The sequence below is a fragment of the Streptomyces sp. NPDC017936 genome (assembly GCF_044328485.1).
Taxonomy (GTDB): domain Bacteria; phylum Actinomycetota; class Actinomycetes; order Streptomycetales; family Streptomycetaceae; genus Streptomyces.
The window spans coordinates 571317-588773 of record NZ_JBIRHK010000002.1 but is presented as its reverse complement, the minus strand read 5'-3'; the positions used below and the strand labels follow the sequence as shown (position 1 = coordinate 588773).

Sequence of the window (17457 nt, the reverse complement as noted above, 5' to 3'; positions counted from 1 at the left end):
CGCGCGGTGGTCCCGGCCGGCGCCGCCGGGGCTACCGCAGGAGCAGCTGCAGCGCGCCGAGCACGGTCGCCGCGATGACGAGCTGCTCGAACAGCCGCTGGTTGATGCGGTGCACCGCCCACTTGCCGAGCAGCGCCCCGGGGACCACGAACACGACGAGCACGGCGTCCAGCAGCAGCGAGTGCCCGTCGATCAGGCCGAGACCCACGCTGAACGGCACCTTGGAGACGTTGACGATCAGGAAGAAGAACGCGGAGGTGCCGAGGAAGCCGAGTTTGCGGAAGCCCGCCGACAGCAGGTACATCGACATCACCGGGCCGCCCGCGTTGGCGACCATCGTGGTGAAGCCGCCGAGGACGCCGTAGGAACGGGCCTTGACCCGGCCCGCCCGGGTGACGACGGCGTCGGGGTCGTCGGCGCTGTGCGTCGTGCGGCGGCGCCACACCGTGACCCCGGCCATGAAGAGCAGGATCGCGCCGATCGACGTGCGGACGACCGCGTCGTCGGCCCGCATCAGGAACGCCGTGCCCGCGACCACGCCGGCCGCGACCGCCGGGAACAGCCGCCACAGCGTGGGCCAGTGGGCGTGCCGCCGGTAGGTGAGGACGGCCAGGACGTCCCCGGCGATCAGGATCGGCAGCAGGACGCCCGTGGAGGCGCGCGCGGGCAGGACGGCGGCGAAGATCGCCAGGCTCACCGTGTTGGCGCCGCTCACGGCCGTCTTGGAGAAGCCGACCAGCAGGGCCGCGCAGGCGAGGGCGGCGAAGTCCCAGCCGGTGAGGTGCCACAGAGTCATCGTGTTCATCGCGGGGACCGATGCTATGTCCCCGTGATCGGTGGCCGTAAGGCACGTCTCGCCTGCCGACGCCGGCCCGGGGCCCGGCGCCGGCCGCGGTGCGGGAGGCGGGCCGCGGTGCGCCGCATCGGTCCGGCCGGGAGGGTGAGGTCCCGTCAGGTGCAGATCGCGCCGACGGGGGGCAGCTGACCCAGCGTCAGATAACGGTCCACGGCGGTGTCGACGCAGGTGCTGCCGCGCAGGTACGCGACGTGCCCGTCGGCGTCGTAGGTGAGCAGACGCCCGGAGGAGAGCCGGCGGGCGAGCGCCTCGGCCCAGGGGTACGGGGTGGCGGGATCGCGCGTGGTGCCGACGACCAGGATGGGAGCGGCGCCCGGCGCGGAGACGGCGTGCGAGGGCTGGACCGGCGGGACGGGCCAGTGGGCGCACTGCATGAGATCGGGCGCGTAGAACGCGCCGAACTGGGGCGAGGACCTCAGGAACTGCGGCAGCGCCGCCTGGACCTGCGCGGGGGTGAACCGCGGGGCGAGGGGGTGGCTCAGGCAGCTGATGGCGAAGAACGCGTCGCCGGCGTTGCTGGAGGTGTCCTCCGCGGAGCCGAGGAGTTGCTGCAGCGCGGTGGTGTCACCGGCCAGCACTCCCCGCAGCGCGTCGCGCAGCAGCTCCCACGCGGGGATCGCCAGCGCCGTCGTGACCGCGCCGAGGAGGAGGTCCCCCGTGACGGAGACGTCCTTGCCCTGCTTGAGGGGGGCGCGGTCCAGGGAGCGCCGGAGCGTGTCCAGTCCGCGGCTGATCTCCTTCACGGAGCGGCCCAGCGGGCAGTCGGCGCGGGCGGCGCAGTCGGCGGCGAAGGAGTCCCAGGCCACCTGGTAGCCGGTCGCGGCCTGCAGGAAGCGCTGGTAGCCGTTCATGGCCGGGTCGATGGCGCCGTCGAGCACCATCCGGCCCACCCGGGAGGGGAAGAGGTCGGCGTAGGTCGCGCCCAGGTAGGTGCCGTAGGAGAAGCCGAGGTAGTGCAACCGGTCGTCGCCCAGGAGCGCACGGAGCACGTCCATGTCCCGGGCCGCGTCCAGGGTGCCGACATGGGGAAGCAGCCGCCCGGCGTGCCGTGCGCACGCGTCGCTGATCTCCCCGTACAGCGCGTCGTTGTCGGCGATCTCCGCCGCGTCGGCCGGCGTCCGGCGGCCGGCGCCCGAAGGGGTCGTGGGGACGTCGCCCTCACAGACCACCGGGGTGCTGAACTGCACGCCGCGCGGGTCCACCGCGACCAGGTCGTAGGCGGCCCGCACGGACGGGGAGAACTGGTCGGCGGTGCCCCCCACCAGGAAGTTCACCGCGGATTCGCCGGGCCCGCCGGGATTGACCAACAGCGAGCCGATCCGCGCGCCGCCGCCGGTGGCCTTCTTCCGGGTGGCCGCCAGGAGGAGGTCGCCCGCGTCCGGACGGGCGTAGTCCAGCGGCACCTTCATGGTGGTGCACTGGAACGAGGGGGCGCCGGAGCAGGGCTCCCACAGGAGCTCCTGCCGGTAGTAGCGCCGCAGTCCCGGCGGGACGGCCGCGTCGGCGGCGGTGCCGTCCGCCCCGGCCGGCCGCGTCACGGCGGGGGCGGTTCCCGGCCAGGCGGCGTACGGAGCGGCCAGCAGCAGCCCGCCGGCACCCAGCAGCGCCACCCTGCCGCGCAGCCTCCGCCCGGGTATTCGGTCGACGCCGGGTGTGCGGCGGGTGTCTCGTGCAGGGGTCATCGCCATGCCTTCCTCGTGCGCCCATGAGGTCCGGGCCCGCCGGTCGGGCTTCACGGAGGGCCTGGGGTCACTCGGTGTCCGGACGGTCGCGGGGCGGTTCCCCGACCGCCGTGCGGCGGTGGGCGGCCCGTCGCGGAGGGCTCACCGCGCACCGCGCTCCGTCCTGTGATCAGGTGACCACAGACTGTGCCCCATGGGTGGTTCGAGTAGGCCGAACGCGTGATCCGCGTCGAGTGCGCGCGTCACGGGCCCGGCGGTGCGGCACGACGCCGGCGGGCGAGTGGCCCGGCCCTCCCGGAGACGGAGGGCCGTGGGCGGCGTGCGCTCGAGCCGGGCGCCCGCCGGCCGTCGGCGGTGGTGCGTGACCCGAGCGGCGAGCCGCCGGGACGAGGGCGGCGGCCCGCGGTCCTCGCCGGCATCGACGTGCCGGTGTGCCCGTTCCCCGGGACCGGACCCGCGGAAGGAAGCCGGTGGGGTGGCGCCCGGCCGGTGCGACGCTCTTCCTGCGGCTCCCTCCGAGCCGCGGCACCGGATGCGGCACGCCGGGCTTCGGCGGCGCCCCCGAGGGGCGCGGGGGACGGCGCGGCGCACGACCGGCCGCGTGCCGCGCCCGCCGCCCGCGGAGCGCTCAGTGGCGTTCCACCAGCACCGCGCTGCCCTGGCCGACGCCCACGCACATCGTCGCCAGCCCCCGGTCCGCGCCCGTGCGCCGCATGCGGTGGAGCAGGGTGGTGAGGATGCGGGCGCCCGAGCAGCCCAGCGGATGGCCGAGGGCGATGGCGCCCCCGCTGGGGTTGACCAGGTCGGGGTCGATGCCCAGCTGGTCCACGCAGGCCAGCGCCTGGGCGGCGAAGGCCTCGTTGAACTCGGCCTCCCGGACGTCGTCGACGCGCCAGCCGGCGCGGGCGAGCGCCTTGCGGGTCGCGGGGACCGGGCCGATGCCCATCACGTCGGGGTGGACGCCGGCGGAGGCGCCGGCCACGTAGCGGCCCAGGGACTCCAGTCCCAGGTCGTTCAGGGCCTCCTCGCTGACCAGGAGGAGGCCGGCCGCGCCGTCGTTCATCGGCGAGGCGTTGCCGGCGGTGACCGTGCCGTCCGGCCGGAAGACCGGCCTGAGCCCCGCCAGGCGGTCGTAGGAGGTGTCCTCACGGACGCCCTCGTCGGTGTCGACGACCACGCCGTCCGGGCGCCTCACCGGCAGGAGCTCGTCGTCGAAGTGGCCGTTCTTGCGGGCCAGGGCGGCCAGCCGGTGGCTGCGCAGGGCGAACTCGTCCTGGCGTTCACGCGTGATGCCGTACCGCTCGGCGACCTCCTCGGCCGTCTCCCCCATGGACAGCAGTCCGTGCAGGTCCCGCATCGCCGGGTTGACCAGGCGCCAGCCGAGCCGGGTGTCGACGGTCTCGACGCGGTGCGGCAGGGCCTCGTCGGGGCGGGCGAGCACGAAGGGGGCGCGGCTCATCGACTCGGAGCCGCCGGCCAGCACGATGTCGGCCTCCCCGGCGGCGATGGTGCGGGCGGCGGCGGTGACGGCCTCCAGTCCGGAGGCACACAGCCGGTTGACGGTGGCGCCGGGCACCGTCTCCGGGAGGCCGGCGAGCAGGGCGGCCATGCGGGCGACGTTGCGGTTGTCCTCGCCGGCCTGGTTGGCGGCGCCCCAGTAGACGTCGTCGATCCGGGCGGGGTCCAGGGCGGGCACGTCGGCGACCAGGGCGCGGATCACCGCGGCGGCGAGGTCGTCGGGCCGCACGGAGGACAGCGCGCCGCGCAGCTTGCCGATGGGGGTGCGGCGGGCGGCCGCGAAGTGGACGGGACGCACGAGGGGGACTCCTGACCGACGACGCTGTGGACCGGCGCTGATCCGCGGCTCCGGCGACCGGCACCGGCTCGCCGGCCACCCGCCCGTTAATTAGCACCGCTAGTTTCGGACTATAGACCTCGGTTCCGCCCCCTGGGAAGATCCCGGGGACCCCGCCGACGCAGCTGGAGGACACATGGCCGAACACGCCCTGCGGGGCACCCGGGGCCCGCTGACCGCGTACGAGTGGCCGCACCCCCGCCCCCGGTACGTCGCCCTGCTCGTGCACGGCTACGGCGAGCACGCCGGCCGCTACGAGGAACCGGCCCGTGTCCTGACCGCGCACGGCGCGGCGGTGTACGCCGTCGACCACCTCGGTCACGGGCGGTCGGCCGGCGAGCGGGTGGTGATCGAGGACTTCGAGGACGTGGTCGCCGACGTGCACGCCCTGGCCGGGCTGGCGCGGGCCGCGCACCCGGATCTGCCGGTGGTGGTGATCGGGCACTCCATGGGCGGGCTGATCGCCGCCCGCTACGCCCAGCACCACGGCGACCGGCTCGCCGCGCTCGTCCTGTCCGGGCCGGTCGTCGGCGTCTGGGAACTGCCCGGACGCCTGCTCGCCCTCGACCCGATCCCGGACACCCCGGTCAGCCCGGCCGCGCTCTCCCGGGACCCGGCGGTGGGCGCCTCCTACGCCGCCGACCCGCTGGTGTGGCACGGTCCGATGAAGCGGCCGACGCTGGAGGCGTTCGTACGGACCCTGGACGCCGTCGCCGAGGGCGGTGACGTCGGCCCGCTCCCGCTGCTGTGGCTGCACGGCGCGGACGACCGGCTCGTCCCGCCCGGCGGCAGCCGGATCGGCGTCGAGCGGCTCGGCGGGGGCCGCCTCACCGAGCGGATCTACCCCGGGGCCCGGCACGAGGTGTTCCACGAGACGAACCGGGCCGAGGTGTTCGAGGACCTGACGCGCTTCCTCGACGAGGTGCTCGCGCCCTGAGGCCGAAGTGCCCGTCCACCTGCGACGCCCTCGTGTTTGCACGGGTTCGCCCGGGGCACCCGCGCCCCCATGGAGTGGTTGCGCAGTGCCGCCTGCACGGGTGAGGACCCCGAGCTGTTCTTCCCCGTGGGCACGTCCGGACCGGCCTTGCGGGACACCGCGGACGCCAAGCGCGTCTGCGCCCGCTGCCCGGTGACCGCCGCCTGCCTCGACTACGCGCTCGGCAGCGGGCCGATGTCGGGTGTGTGGGGCGGCACCGGCGAGGAGGAACGCGCCGACCTGCTCCGCATCACCAGAGACGACGCGACTAGGAGAACCCCGGTATGACTGTGGTGAAGAGCCCCCTTCCCGAACCGGACCGTCAGGTCACCTTCGACGCGTTGCAGAACACCCTCGTCGACCTGCTGGGACTCTCGCTGATCGGGAAGCAGGCGCACTGGAACATCGTGGGCCCGCGTTTCCGTTCGATCCACCTCCAGCTCGACGAGGTGGTCTCGACGGCCCGCTCCTACGCGGACACGGTCGCCGAGCGCGCCGCGGCCCTGGGCCTGGCGCCCGACGGACGCCCGGAGACGATCGCCTCGGCGTTCACCCTGCCGTCCCCGAAGGACGGCTGGCTGCGCGACGAGGACGTCGTCCAGCTGCTCGCCGAGACGCTCGGGGCGGCCATCGGGCGGCTGCGGGAGCGGATCAAGGCGACCGAGGAGGCGGACCCGGTCTCCCAGGACCTGCTGATCGCCATCACCTCGGAGCTGGAGAAGCAGCGGTGGATGTTCGAGGCGGAGAACTGGCCGCGCGACAACTGACCCACCGCCTCACCGCCCGCGGCGGCGGACACGGAACGCAGCCGCACGCCCCGGGTGAAGCGGCATCCACCGACCGAAGGGGCACACCATGACCGACGCCCTAGAACTCGACGCGCTGTGGGAGGACTTCCACCGCGTGGTGAACATGACCTCGCAGGAGCTGGCCGCCTGGCTGCGGGTACGGGACGCCGACGAGAACGCGGAGCCCCTGCCCGAGGAGGCCGGCACCCCGACCGGTCAGCACGTGCTGGCGGTCCTGCAGAAGCGGCGCACCGACCTCACCGACGACGACATCCGGGTGATGCGCAAGGTCGTGGACGCGGTGACCGCGCAGGCCGATCCGGAGAACGAGCCGGAGACGGTGACGACGGAGGAGGACACCCGTCGGCGGCACCGCCTGATGACGATCGGTCACGACCCGCTCAAGCCCTGAACCGCGCGCGTCCGGCGGGACCTCCCGGTCCCGCCGGACGCGGCCGCGGGCTCGGGCGGCCTCCCGCGCCGCCGTACCGGACGCGGAACTCCCGGAGGGGCCCCGCCGCGCTCACGCCAGGCGGCTGAGCGCGGCGGACACCAGCGTCCGCACGCCCGGGACGACCACCGACAGGTCCGGGGCGAACAGCGGACTGTGGTTGCCCGGCACCCGGTCGATCTTCTCCGCCGGCTCCTCGCCCGGCGCGGCCTCCCACACCCCGGCCGGCGTGGACGTCACGTACCAGTAGTCGTACGGAACCCCGTCGGGCGCGAGCCGGGAGAAGTCCTCGCTGCCCATCGCCCGGCCGAAGTCGATCACGGTGTGCGGGCCGAACAGGGCCCGGTGCACGGCCGCGATCTCCTCGTCCAGGGCCGCGTCGTTGACCGTCGCCGGGCAGCCGGGGATCACCGTGAACCCGGGCGGCGCGGGGCAGCCCGCGGCCCGGCACTCCCCCTCGACGATCCGCCGGACCGCGGCGAGGACCCGCTCGCGCGCCCGGGTGTCCCGGGTGCGCAGGTTCAGGGAGAGCCGCGCCTCGGCGGGAATGACGTTGGGCTTCGTCCCCGCGTGGAAGCGTCCCACCGTCAGCACCACCGGCTCGTCCGCGGCGACCTCGCGCGAGACGACGGTCTGGAGCCGGGTGACGACGTACGCGGCCGCCACGACCGGGTCGACCGTCGACTCCGGGCGCGAGCCGTGCCCGCCGACGCCGGGCACGACGACCTCGACGTCGTCGGAGGCCGACAGGATCAGTCCCGGGGTGTGCGGGTAGGAGCCGACGAGGCCGGGGGTGACGTGCTGGCCGAAGACGACGTCGGGGCGCGGGAAGCGCTCGTGCACCCCGTCCGCGACCATCGCCGCCGCCCCGCCGCCCGCCTCCTCGGCGGGCTGACCGACCACGACGAGCGTGCCGGACCACCGCCCGCGGGCGGCGGCGAGCGCCTCGGCGGCGCCGACGAGCCAGGTGACGTGCAGGTCGTGACCGCAGGCGTGCATCACGCCGTCGACGGTGGAGGCGTACGCGAGGCCGGTCTCCTCCGGCACGGGCAGCGCGTCCATGTCGCCGCGCAGCCACACCACCGGCCCGTCCCCGTGGGCCAGCACCCCCACCACGCCGGTGCGGCCGACGCCCTCCGTCACCTCGTAGCCGGCCGCGCGCAGCCGTGCCGCGAGGCGGGCGGCCGTACGGTGCTCCCGGAACGACAGCTCGGGGTGGCGGTGCAGGTCCCGGTAGAAGTCCTCCAGGTCCGCGGCGTCCAGCCCGGAGGTCACCTCCCGGGCGAGACGTGCGACGGCGGCCGGCTCGCTCACGGCGTTCCCCTCTCCTCTTCCCGCACGGGCGCGGAGTCCGTCCCGCAGCCTAGGAGAGCGAGGTGAACGGGAGCCCCCGCCGACACGGCGGATCCGGCCGCCGCGTCAGAGACCGGTCACCGGCAGGTCGAGCAGGCGCACGACGGTGCGCAGCACGCCGTTGTCGTTGTTGGAGGGGGCCAGGTGGCGGGCCCGGCGGACGACCTCCGGGTGGGCGTTGGCCATGGCGAAGGACCAGTCGGCGGCGTCCAGCATCTCCAGGTCGTTGAGGTAGTCGCCGAACACCACGGTCTGCGCGGGCGTGATGCCCAGGTCGCGCTGGAGCCGGCGCAGGGCCGCGCCCTTGTTGGCGGTGCGGTTCATGACGTCGACCCAGTGCTCGCCGGAGACCACGACCTGGTGGCTGTCCGCGAAGGACGCCAGGGCCGGGGCGGTGGTCCGCTCGGCCGGCCCGAAGTCGTACAGCGCCACCTTGATCACGTCGTCGTCGACGGCCGCGGCGTCCTCGACGACCCGGTGCCGCACGTAGTACCTGCGCACCTCGGCCAGGAAGGCCTCGTCGGCCCGCTCCACGTACGCGGACCGCTTGCCGCACACGACGGCGCCGACGTCGGCCCCGCCGGCCACGAGCCGCCGCACCGCCGCGACGACGTCCCGGACGACGCCCGGGTCCAGCGGGTCGGAGCTCAGCTCCTCGCCGTCGCGGACGACATAGGTGCCGTTCTCCGCGATGAAGACCATGCCGTCGGCTACCTCGGCGAACTCCCGCGCCAGCGTCGCGTACTGCCGTCCGCTCGCCGGGCTGAACAGCACCCCCCGTTCCCGCAGCCGCGCGAGCACCTCCCACAGCCCCTCCGGCACCCGCTTGTCGTCGTCGAGCAGCGTGCCGTCCATGTCGGTGACGACGAGGCGTATGCCGGCGGCAGCGGCGGCCGACGGCCGGGCAGCGGCCGGAAGGGGGGCGTCGGAGTAGGGCATGTCGTGCTTCCTGTGCGGGGGTGACCGGAATGTCACCCTACCGGGGGAGCCCGTGGCACCCGCGGGCGTGTCCACCGCCGCGCCGGTTCCCGGGACACCGCCGATCACGCGGCGGCACAATGACGCACGACGGGCGGCGGACGCGAAGGAGCGGGCACGTGGGCGAGGACGGCACACCGCGGACCGGCGCGGGGGTCGCCGCGCTCTTCGACGGCCCGGGCCCGCCGGCGCCGGACCCGGTGTCGCGCTCGCGCCGGCGGGCCGGGCCGGGCTCGTCCGCCGTGGTGCCGCGGTACGGCGCGGTGGCCGTGAAACCCTGACCGGCGACCGCCCGTGGAGGCCGTGACCGTGGGGTCCGTGCAGGCCGTGCCCGCAGGGGCCGTGACCGTGGAGGACGTATGAGCACCCTCGCCGATCCCGTACCCGGCGGACGTCCCGGAGACGTGGAACGGGCCAGAGCCCTGAGCGGGGAGCTGTCCGGGCGGGGCGTGCACGGGGTCGTCCTCGCCTACGTCGACACCGCGGGCGTGGGCCGGGTGAAGACCGTCCCCGTCGCCGGGCTGGCCTCGGCGGCGGCCTGGGGCGTCGGCATGTCCCCCGTCTTCGACACGTTCCTGGCGAACGACCGGATCGTCGCCACCGACGTGCTCGGCTCCCCGGACGGCGACCTGCGCCTCTACCCCGATCTCGACCGGCTGGTGGTGCTGGCCGGACAGCCCGGCTGGGCGTGGGCGCCGGTCGACCGCATCACCCAGGACGGCGACCGGCATCCGGGCTGCTCCCGCACCTTCCTGCGCCGGATCACCGCCGGCGCGGCCCGCGCCCACGGGCTGGCGTTCAAGGCCGGCATCGAGATCGAGTGGGCCGTCGGCCTGGGCTCCGCGCCGGACGGGGAGTTCGTCCCGGCGGCCTCGGGACCGGCGTACGGCGCGACCCGGCAGGTGGAGCTGAGCGCGTACACCGCCGACCTGCTGGCGGCCTGCGCGGCGCAGGGCGTGGACGTCGACCAGATCCATCCCGAGTACGCGCCCGGCCAGTTCGAGATCTCCGTCGCCGCCCTCGACCCGGTGGGGGCCGCCGACCGCAGCGTGCTCGTGCGCCAGACGATCCGCGCGGTGGCCCACCGTCACGGGCTGCGGGTCTCCTTCTCCCCCGCCGTGACGGCCGGCGGCGTCGGCAACGGCGGACACGTCCACCTCTCCGCGTGGCGCGACGGCGTCAACCTGCACGCGGGCGGTGACCGCCGGCACGGCATGACGGCCGGCGCGGAGGCCTTCGCAGCCGGGGTGCTGGCCCGTCTGCCGGCCCTGACGGCGGTGACCGCGCCGAGCCCGGCCAGCTACCTGCGGCTCCGGCCGTCCCAGTGGGCCGGGGTGTTCACCGCCTGGGGGCTGGAGACCCGCGAGGCGGCGCTCCGGCTGGTCCGGGGCACGGCGGGCCGGCGCGCGGAGCAGGCGAACCTGGAGGTCAAGCCCGTCGACCTGGCCGCCAACCCCTATCTCGCGCTCGGCTGCCTGATCGCCGCCGGCCTCGACGGGCTCACGGCGGGCGCGGCCCTGCCGGAGGAGACCACCGGCGACCCGGTCCGGCTGTCCGCCGGGGAGGCCGCGGCCAGGGGGGTGCTCCGGCTGCCGGTCTCGCTGGCCGAGGCCGTGGCGGAGTTCCGCGGGGACGAGGTGCTGCGCGCCGCACTGGGCCCGGTCCTCGCCGACGCGGTGACCGCCGTGCGCCGGGGGGAGATCGACGCGGTGGACGGCCAGGACGACGAGCGGGTGGCCGCGGCCTACCGCTGGGTGTACTGACGTGAGCGCCCCCGGCCCGGTCCACGAGGCGCTCGCGGCCCTGGAACTGGTGGACCACCACTGCCACGGCGTGGTCACCGCCCCCCTCGACCGGGCGGGCTTCGAGGCGCTGCTCACCGAGGGCGACCGCTGGCCCGGCGTCTCCGCGTTCGACACCCCGGCGGGCGTGGCGGTGCGCCGGCACTGCGCGCCCCTGCTGGACCTGGAGCGCCACGCGCCCGCCGACGCCTACCTCGCCCGCCGGGCCGAGCTGGGGCCGCGGGAGGTCAACCGGCGCTTCCTGACGGCCGCCCGGACCGCCGTGTTCTGCGTGGACGCCGGTTTCGCCCCGCACCCCGTCACGGCCCCCGGCGAACTCGCGGAGGCGGCGGGCGGGGTCGCGCGGGAGGTCGTACGGCTGGAGGCCGTGGCGGAGGCGGTGGCCGCGCGGGGCGTCGAGGCGGGCGAGTACGCCGACGTGTTCCGGGCGGCCGCGCTCGACGCGGTGCGGCGGCCGGGCGTGGTGGGGGTGAAGTCGGTGGCCGCGTACCGCACCGGTTTCGACCTGGACCCGGCCCGCCCCCCGGACGCCGAGGTCACCCGGGCGGCCCGGCGGTGGCTGGCGCGCGGCGGCCGGCTGGACGAGCCGGTCCTCGTCCGGCACCTGCTGTGGACCGCCGTCGACCTGGGCCTGCCCCTCCAGCTGCACACGGGCTTCGGCGACAACGACATCCGCCTGCACCGGGCGGACCCGGCCCACCTCACGGACTGGCTGCACCTGACCGCGGGCACCGTCCCGGTCCTGCTGCTGCACTGCTGGCCGTACCAGCGGCAGGCCGCCTACCTGGCCGCCGTGTTCGAGCAGGTGTACCTCGACGTGGGGCTCACGCTGCACCACGTGGGCCCCGCGCGGGCGCGGGCGGTCCTGGAGGAGGCGCTGGAGATCACCCCGTTCCGCAAACTGCTGTACAGCTCCGACGCCTACGGTGTCGCCGAGTTCTACGGGCTCGGCGCGCTGGCGTTCCGCCGGGGACTGGGGGACCTCCTCCAGGACCGGGTGGACGCCGACGAACTGGGCCTGCCGGACGCGCTGCGGCTGGCACGCTGGGCCGGGGCCGGCAACGCACGCCGGGTCTACCGGCTTCCCGACGCACACTGAAAGTATGATCAAGCAATGTCTGACATGACCGAGACCACACCCGGATGGCTGAGCGCCGACGAGCTCGAGATGGCGCGCGCCCGCATGCCGATCCTGTACGTCGAGGCCGTGCCCGTGCGCGTCGACGACAGCGGCGAAGTCACCAGCATCGGGCTGCTGTTGCGCATAGGGCCGGACGGCAATGTCAGCCGGACCCTGGTCTCCGGCCGGGTCCTGCACCACGAGCGGGTCCGGGACGCCCTGCTGCGTCACCTGGAGAAGGACCTCGGCCCGGTGGCCCTGCCGCGCGTCCCGGCCTCCCTGCAGCCCTTCACGGTCGCCGAGTACTTCCCGACGCAGGGCATCACCCCGTACCACGACCCGCGCCAGCACGCGGTGTCCCTCGCCTACATCGTGCCGGTGACCGGTGACTGCCGTCCCCGGCAGGACGCCCTGGACCTGGTGTGGTTCGACCCGCAGGAGGCGGCCTCGCCCGCGGTGCAGAGCGAGATGCCGGGCGGGCACGGCTTCCTGCTGCGGCAGGCCCTGGCCCACGTCGGTCTCTCCGCCTCCTGACGGCGTGGGTCCGCGCCCCGCGGTGCCGGACCGGCGCGCGGTGACGGTCGGCGCCGCCCGCCGCCCCTGCACGCTCGTCGTGTGCCGGGGCTGCTGCTGCGGCGACGCGCGCAAGCATCCCGGCCACGACCACGCCCGGCAGCCGGAGCGGCTGCGCGCGGCCGCCGCCGCGTCCGGCGGCGGCTTCCAGGTCCGTACGACGGACTGCCTGGGCCCGTGCGGCCAGGCCAACGTCGTCGTCCGGCCCTCCGCCGCCGGACGCCGGGCCGGCGGCCGGGCCGCCTGGGTCGGGTTCGTCCTGGACGACGACTGCACGGAGGAGATCCTGGCGTGGGCGGCCGCGGGCGGCCCGGGCGTCGCCGCGCCCCCGGTCACCCTGGAGCTCCAGTTCATCCGCCCGCCCGGCCGGGCGCGGGCCGGCGGCCGCGGATGAGGCCCGGGCCGGGGGGTGCGTCACCCCGGCCGGCCGCTCCGGCGCCTCCCCCGGCCGCCGGCCGGTCCTCTCGTCGGCCGCCGCGTCGCTGAGCCGTACCGGGGCCGGCGCCCCGCGCGGTTCCCCGGCCCGCCGGGACCGGTGGGGTCGCCGCCGCGGACGTCCGGCGCGGTCGCGGCCCGCAGTCGTGGCGGCGGCGCGTCACCGGGCCGGACGCCCCCGTCGCCGCCCTGGGCGACCGGGCCGGCGTGCCGTGGCGCGGCGGCCGTGGCCGGTGGTCCGGGCACGGCTCATCCGGGCACGCCGGCGCCCTGTTCGTCGGCGGCCGGCTCCGCCGCGCGGGCGAGGAGCTCGTCCCGCCCGATGGCGTCGGCGCGCGTCGAGGGCACCGTGCAGGCGTGGGCGCCGGCGACGGCGCCGTACCGCGCGCAGCGCAGCGGGTCCTCGCCCGCCAGCCAGCCGAACAGGAAGCCGGCGGCGAAGGCGTCGCCGGCGCCGTTGGAGTCCACGACGGGAGCGGGCGGGGCGACGGCGGGCACGTGGGTGAGCTCGCCGTCGGCCAGCAGGTACGCGCCCTCGGCCGCGGCGGTGGCCACGACGATCCGGGCCCGGCCGCGGGCGGCGATGTCCCGCATGGTGCGCTCCGGGTCGGCCAGCGCGGTGGTGGACAGGAAGACCAGGTCCGCGGCGAGCGCGAACGGCTCGTGGTACGGGTTGGCGCCGTCCCAGTCGTGCAGGTCCGTCGAGATGGTCACCCCGGTCTCGCGCAGCACCGGCAGGGCGTGCGCGCACGGGTGGGTGATCACCACGTGGGCGTGCCGGCCGGCGGCGGCCAGCGCGCGCACGGTGTCCTCGGGCAGCCGGTCGGTCTCCTGGCTGCGGGTGTCGTCGTACAGGGACAGCCGCCGCCCGTCCGGGTCGACCAGGTTGACCGCGCGCTTGGTGCCGGCGGCGGAGTGCACCTCGGTGAGCGGGACGCCCCGGTCCCGGTGCAGGGCGCGCACCAGGTCGCCCTCGGGGTCGGCGCCGAGCAGGTCGATGTGGTGGGTGCGCAGGCCCAGGGCGCTCACGCCGAGCGCGAAGAAGTCCCCGCTCTGGCCGGCGCGGGTGACGATGCCCGGCCGGATCATGTAGCTGTCGGCGTACGGGAGAGGCAGGTGCGGGACGTGGACGATGGTGTCCACGCCCGCGCCGCCCAGGACGAGGACGTCGGTCTCGGTGGTCATGGCGGTCGGCTCGTTCCTCTCGGTTCCGGGTGACGAGCTTCGCAGACGTGCGTCACGTCGTGAGTGAAGCAGCCGCCCGCGCGGCTGGCAACAACTTGCTGAATCTTTCCGCAAGTTGATTCAACCGCTCCCCGGTCCGGGTCCGTCGGCGGCTCGGCGGGCGTGCCGGACCGGCGGCCGTGCGCCGGGCGGGTGCGGTTCCGTCCCGGTCCGCGGAAACGACAAGAGGCCGTACCGGATGTTCCGATACAGCCTCCGACCTGCTTCCCAGCAAGTCGGGACGACAGGATTTGAACCTGCGACCCCTTGACCCCCAGTCAAGTGCGCTACCAAGCTGCGCCACGTCCCGTTGCCCGTCTGACCTGGGGTTTCCCCCGGTCGAACGTGCAGGGAAACCATACCGCACTCGGGTCGGTGGTCGCGCATCCGTTTACCGGGGCCGGCCCCCGGCGTGCGGCCCGGGGGCCGGGGCGCCGGCCCGTTCGCGCGGGGCGGGCTCAGCCCTCCGCCGGCACCCCCAGCCCGGGGTACGCCTCCAGCAGGCGCGGCGGGGCGGCCTGGCGCCAGGAGTCGGCCAGGACGTCCCGCAGCTCCCGTTCGTCCTCGAGGGCGGCCAGCCGGACCCGGACCCAGGCGAACTGGGCCTCGTGGTCGGCGATCCAGAACTTCCCGGGCTCGGCGAGGGCGAGTTCGTCGCGCTCCTCCTTGGGGCAGCGCACGGCGAGGGAGGTCTCGTCCTCGGGCAGCGTGGCGAACATCTTCCCGGCGACCCGGAAGGTGGGCATGTTCCAGGCGGTCTTCTCCGTGGTGTCCGGCAGGGACAGGGCGATACGGCGTACGTCTTCGGCGTCGGGCATGCTGCGCACCGTAGCGCCTGCCCCTGACACTCACCCCGAGCCGACCCGCTTGTAGTACAGGGTGGTGGGCCGCAGCACGCCGGCGGGGTCGGCCGCGTAGTCGGGGATCACCCCGGCCCGGGTCCATCCGGCGGTGCGGTAGAGGTGCTCGGCGGGGCCGTCGGTCTCGGTGTCGAGGTGCAGCAGGGTGACGCCGGCCTCGGCGGCCGCCCGTTCGGCGGTCGTCAGCAGGCGCCGGCCGAGGCCCCGGCCCCGGGCGTCCCGGTGGACCATCAGCTTGACGATCTCGGCGCGGTGGCGGCTGTTGGGCTTGTCGGCGAAGGCCAGGCCGACGGTGCCGACGACACGGTCGCCGTCGTGGGCCGCCCAGACCGCGAGCCGCCCGGCCGCCACGTGCGCGGCCCGTTCCGTCCACCAGGCGACGGCCGCCGCGCGGTCGAGCGGGGCGAGGAAGCCGACCGAGGCCCCGCCGTCCACCGTGTCGACCAGCAGGCCGGCGAGCTGCTCGGCCGAGGCCAGCAGCCGGGCGGAGTCCAGACGCGTCGTCGTCACGGCAGCACCACCGCCAGCACGTACCGCGCGTCCGTGTCGCCCGTGCAGCGGAACCGCGTCGGTCCCCAGACGCGCAGCCGCAGGCAGTCGCCGGTGCCGAGGCGGTGATCGACGTCCTGCGCGGTCACGACGAGGGCGCCCTCCAGCACCCAGATGTGCTGTTCGAGGCCGGGTACGGGCGGCCGGTCGTAGGCGAGGTCGGCGCCCGGGGCGAGCCGTCCCTCGACGAGTTCGCCGCGCAGCCCGGGGTGCGGCGGCGACACGGAGCGCCGCACGAAACCGGAGGAACGGTCCTCCCACACCGGCTGTTCGGCGGCGCGCAGCAGCAGCGCGGGCTCCGCTTCGACCTCGCTCAGCAGCTGGGACATGGTGCGTCCGTAGACGTGGCACAGGCGGTTCAGGACGGCGGCGGTGGGGCTGGTCTCGGCCCGTTCGGCGCGGGACAGGGTGGACCGGCTGACCCCGCTGCGCTCCGCCAGCTCGCCGAGCGACCAGCCGCGTCCGGCCCGCAGCTCGGCGAGGCGGGCGCCGAGCCGGGCGTCGACGGGGTCCGGCCCGGCGTCGGTGACGTTCTGTTTCATATCCGGGATGCTATCCCGGACATGAAACAGCCGGCGCTGTGCCTACGCTCACCGCCGCCCGCCGAACGCCGCCAGCGTCCGCTCCAGCGCCGGCAGCGCCCGCACCACCCGCCGGGAGCGGATCAGCAGGTCCCAGGCGGGCTCGAACTTCTTCCAGCCGCCCGCGTACGCCAGGTGCCGCAGCCGCTCGTGCGGGCCGGGCTGGGCCGCCGAACCGCGCCAGATGCTGGACCAGCGGTAGAAGTCGCGGTACGCCCGCCAGTACCCGTCCTCCAGTTGACGCGGTGTCATCCCCTTGGGGCGGTGAACGACGTGGCGGGTGTCGTAGAGGTCCCAGTCCCGGTGCACGATCCGCCCCTCGGCCTCCAGCTGCTTCCACAGCCCGGTCGACGGATACGGCGTCATGATGTGGAAGGTCGCCGTCTCGATGCCCTGGCCGACCGCCCACGCCACGGTCCGGTCGAACACGTCCGGCCCGTCCTGGTCGAGCCCGAAGACGAAGCTGGCGTTGACCATGACCCCGGCGTCGTGCAGCCGCCGTACCGCCGCCGCGTAGTCGGTGCCGATGTTCTGGTTCTTGCGGCGCTCGGCGAGGTTGGCGTCGTTGACGGTCTCGAAGCCGACGAACAGACTGCGCAGCCCGGCCTCCACCGCGCGCTCCAGCAGGTCCGGCTTCAGCACGGAGCTGACCGTGCCCGCCGCCTGCCACAGGCGGCCCATCCCCTTCATGCCGTCGAACAGGGCCTCGGCGAACCGCCGGTTGCCGAGCAGGTGGTCGTCGAGGAAGTACAGGTGGCGGCCGGGCAGCCGGTCGATCTCGGCGAGGGCGTCGTCGACGGCCTGGGTGTAGAAGGACTTCCCGCCCTCGAAGAAGGCGTCCTTGTAGCAGAAGTCGCAGTGGTGCGGGCAGCCGCGGGACACCACGATCGAGTTGGGGACGAGGTAGAGGTGGCGCTTGATCAGGTCACGGCGGACCGGCGGCAGTCCGGCGAGGGTGCGCAGCGTCGAGTCGTAGCGGCGGGCGGGCACGCCGTCGCGGAAGTCCTTCAGGAACAGCGGCCAGGTGTCCTCGCCGGGGCCGGTGAAGACCGTGTCGGCGTGCGCCGCGGCCTCCTCGGGCAGCGAGGTCACGTGCAGTCCGCCCATGGCCACGTGCACGCCGCGGGCGCGGAAGTGGTCGGCTATCTCGTAGGAGCGCCGGGCGGAGGTGATGTACGGCTGGACGACCAGCAGGTCGGGGGTCGGCAGGGCCTCCAGGTCGAGGCGCTCGACGTGTTCGTCGTGGAGCGTGACCTCGTCGTCGGGGTCGAGGTAGCCGGCGAGGGTGGCCAGGCCCAGGGGCGGGAACAGCGAGTACTTGATGGGGCGGAACAGCGGGCTCGTCGCCTCGGTCAGGGCCGGGAGGATCATCGT

Annotated in this window: 18 protein-coding genes and 1 tRNA gene; 8 read left to right on the top strand and 11 right to left on the bottom strand. The window is 75.3% G+C overall.

What is annotated here, in order from left to right:
• Window positions 1-31: 31 nt before the first annotated feature.
• The 3 genes from ACH4F6_RS06130 to ACH4F6_RS06120 all read right to left on the bottom strand — a co-directional run bounded on the left by ACH4F6_RS06130 (window position 32) and on the right by ACH4F6_RS06120 (window position 4354).
• Complete coding sequence (locus tag ACH4F6_RS06130) at window positions 32-805, bottom strand: sulfite exporter TauE/SafE family protein (protein ID WP_397958677.1); 774 nt, start codon at window positions 803-805, stop codon at window positions 32-34.
• A 146-nt stretch (window positions 806-951) separates the two neighbouring features.
• Complete coding sequence (locus ACH4F6_RS06125; RefSeq protein ID WP_397958676.1) at window positions 952-2538, bottom strand: alpha/beta hydrolase; 1587 nt, start codon at window positions 2536-2538, stop codon at window positions 952-954.
• A gap of 628 nt (window positions 2539-3166) precedes the next feature.
• Entirely contained in the window at window positions 3167-4354 is a 1188-nt protein-coding gene (locus tag ACH4F6_RS06120) for a thiolase family protein (RefSeq protein WP_397958675.1), read from the bottom strand.
• Window positions 4355-4529: 175 nt separating this feature from the next.
• On the opposite strand from ACH4F6_RS06120, the gene ACH4F6_RS06115 reads away from it, so the two are divergent.
• From ACH4F6_RS06115 to ACH4F6_RS06100, 4 genes are all read left to right on the top strand, one after another.
• Window positions 4530-5330 (top strand): lysophospholipase, encoded by an 801-nt coding sequence (locus ACH4F6_RS06115; RefSeq protein ID WP_397958674.1) that lies wholly within the window; start codon window positions 4530-4532, stop codon window positions 5328-5330.
• A 69-nt stretch (window positions 5331-5399) separates the two neighbouring features.
• Window positions 5400-5657, top strand: a complete 258-nt coding sequence (locus ACH4F6_RS06110) for a WhiB family transcriptional regulator (protein ID WP_397958673.1) — start codon at window positions 5400-5402, stop codon at window positions 5655-5657.
• Complete coding sequence (locus tag ACH4F6_RS06105; RefSeq protein WP_397958672.1) at window positions 5654-6136, top strand: Dps family protein; 483 nt, start codon at window positions 5654-5656, stop codon at window positions 6134-6136. Before ACH4F6_RS06110 ends, ACH4F6_RS06105 begins: the two co-directional genes overlap by 4 nt.
• 88 nt (window positions 6137-6224) lie before the next feature.
• Window positions 6225-6569: a DUF3140 domain-containing protein gene (locus ACH4F6_RS06100; RefSeq protein ID WP_397958671.1), complete on the top strand. Its 345-nt coding sequence runs from the start codon at window positions 6225-6227 to the stop codon at window positions 6567-6569.
• A 111-nt stretch (window positions 6570-6680) separates the two neighbouring features.
• On the opposite strand, the gene ACH4F6_RS06095 is transcribed toward ACH4F6_RS06100, so the two are convergent.
• The gene (locus ACH4F6_RS06095; protein ID WP_397958670.1) at window positions 6681-7922 is read right to left on the bottom strand and encodes an amidohydrolase; all 1242 of its coding nucleotides are present in this window, start codon (window positions 7920-7922) and stop codon (window positions 6681-6683) included.
• 105 nt (window positions 7923-8027) lie between these two features.
• Complete coding sequence (locus tag ACH4F6_RS06090) at window positions 8028-8900, bottom strand: Cof-type HAD-IIB family hydrolase (protein WP_397958669.1); 873 nt, start codon at window positions 8898-8900, stop codon at window positions 8028-8030.
• Between the two features lie 398 nt (window positions 8901-9298).
• Here ACH4F6_RS06090 and ACH4F6_RS06085 point away from each other — a divergent pair, with 398 nt between their 5' ends.
• From ACH4F6_RS06085 to ACH4F6_RS06070, 4 genes are read left to right on the top strand one after another with little or no spacing between them, the layout of a single operon-like run.
• Window positions 9299-10702 carry a glutamine synthetase gene (locus ACH4F6_RS06085; protein WP_397958668.1) on the top strand — a complete coding sequence of 468 codons (1404 nt, stop codon included), beginning with the start codon at window positions 9299-9301 and terminating at the stop codon, window positions 10700-10702.
• Window position 10703: 1 nt separating this feature from the next.
• Window positions 10704-11840 carry an amidohydrolase family protein gene (locus ACH4F6_RS06080; RefSeq protein WP_397958667.1) on the top strand — a complete coding sequence of 379 codons (1137 nt, stop codon included), beginning with the start codon at window positions 10704-10706 and terminating at the stop codon, window positions 11838-11840.
• A 24-nt stretch (window positions 11841-11864) separates the two neighbouring features.
• The gene (locus ACH4F6_RS06075) at window positions 11865-12395 is read left to right on the top strand and encodes an NUDIX hydrolase family protein (RefSeq protein ID WP_365458600.1); all 531 of its coding nucleotides are present in this window, start codon (window positions 11865-11867) and stop codon (window positions 12393-12395) included.
• 4 nt (window positions 12396-12399) lie between these two features.
• Window positions 12400-12828, top strand: coding sequence for a (2Fe-2S) ferredoxin domain-containing protein (locus tag ACH4F6_RS06070; RefSeq protein WP_397958666.1), 429 nt, complete (start codon window positions 12400-12402; stop codon window positions 12826-12828).
• 290 nt (window positions 12829-13118) lie between these two features.
• On the opposite strand, the gene ACH4F6_RS06065 is transcribed toward ACH4F6_RS06070, so the two are convergent.
• From ACH4F6_RS06065 to ACH4F6_RS06040, 6 genes are all read right to left on the bottom strand, one after another.
• Window positions 13119-14054, bottom strand: a complete 936-nt coding sequence (locus tag ACH4F6_RS06065) for an adenosine kinase (RefSeq protein WP_397958665.1) — start codon at window positions 14052-14054, stop codon at window positions 13119-13121.
• 275 nt (window positions 14055-14329) lie between these two features.
• A tRNA-Pro gene (locus ACH4F6_RS06060) sits at window positions 14330-14403 on the bottom strand.
• A gap of 148 nt (window positions 14404-14551) precedes the next feature.
• Window positions 14552-14911: an MmcQ/YjbR family DNA-binding protein gene (locus tag ACH4F6_RS06055; protein WP_397958664.1), complete on the bottom strand. Its 360-nt coding sequence runs from the start codon at window positions 14909-14911 to the stop codon at window positions 14552-14554.
• Between the two features lie 30 nt (window positions 14912-14941).
• Window positions 14942-15463, bottom strand: a complete 522-nt coding sequence (locus ACH4F6_RS06050) for a GNAT family N-acetyltransferase (RefSeq protein WP_397958663.1) — start codon at window positions 15461-15463, stop codon at window positions 14942-14944.
• Complete coding sequence (locus ACH4F6_RS06045; RefSeq protein ID WP_397958662.1) at window positions 15460-16044, bottom strand: helix-turn-helix domain-containing protein; 585 nt, start codon at window positions 16042-16044, stop codon at window positions 15460-15462. Before ACH4F6_RS06045 ends, ACH4F6_RS06050 begins: the two co-directional genes overlap by 4 nt.
• A gap of 48 nt (window positions 16045-16092) precedes the next feature.
• Window positions 16093-17454 carry a B12-binding domain-containing radical SAM protein gene (locus ACH4F6_RS06040; RefSeq protein WP_397958799.1) on the bottom strand — a complete coding sequence of 454 codons (1362 nt, stop codon included), beginning with the start codon at window positions 17452-17454 and terminating at the stop codon, window positions 16093-16095.
• Window positions 17455-17457: the final 3 nt, after the last annotated feature.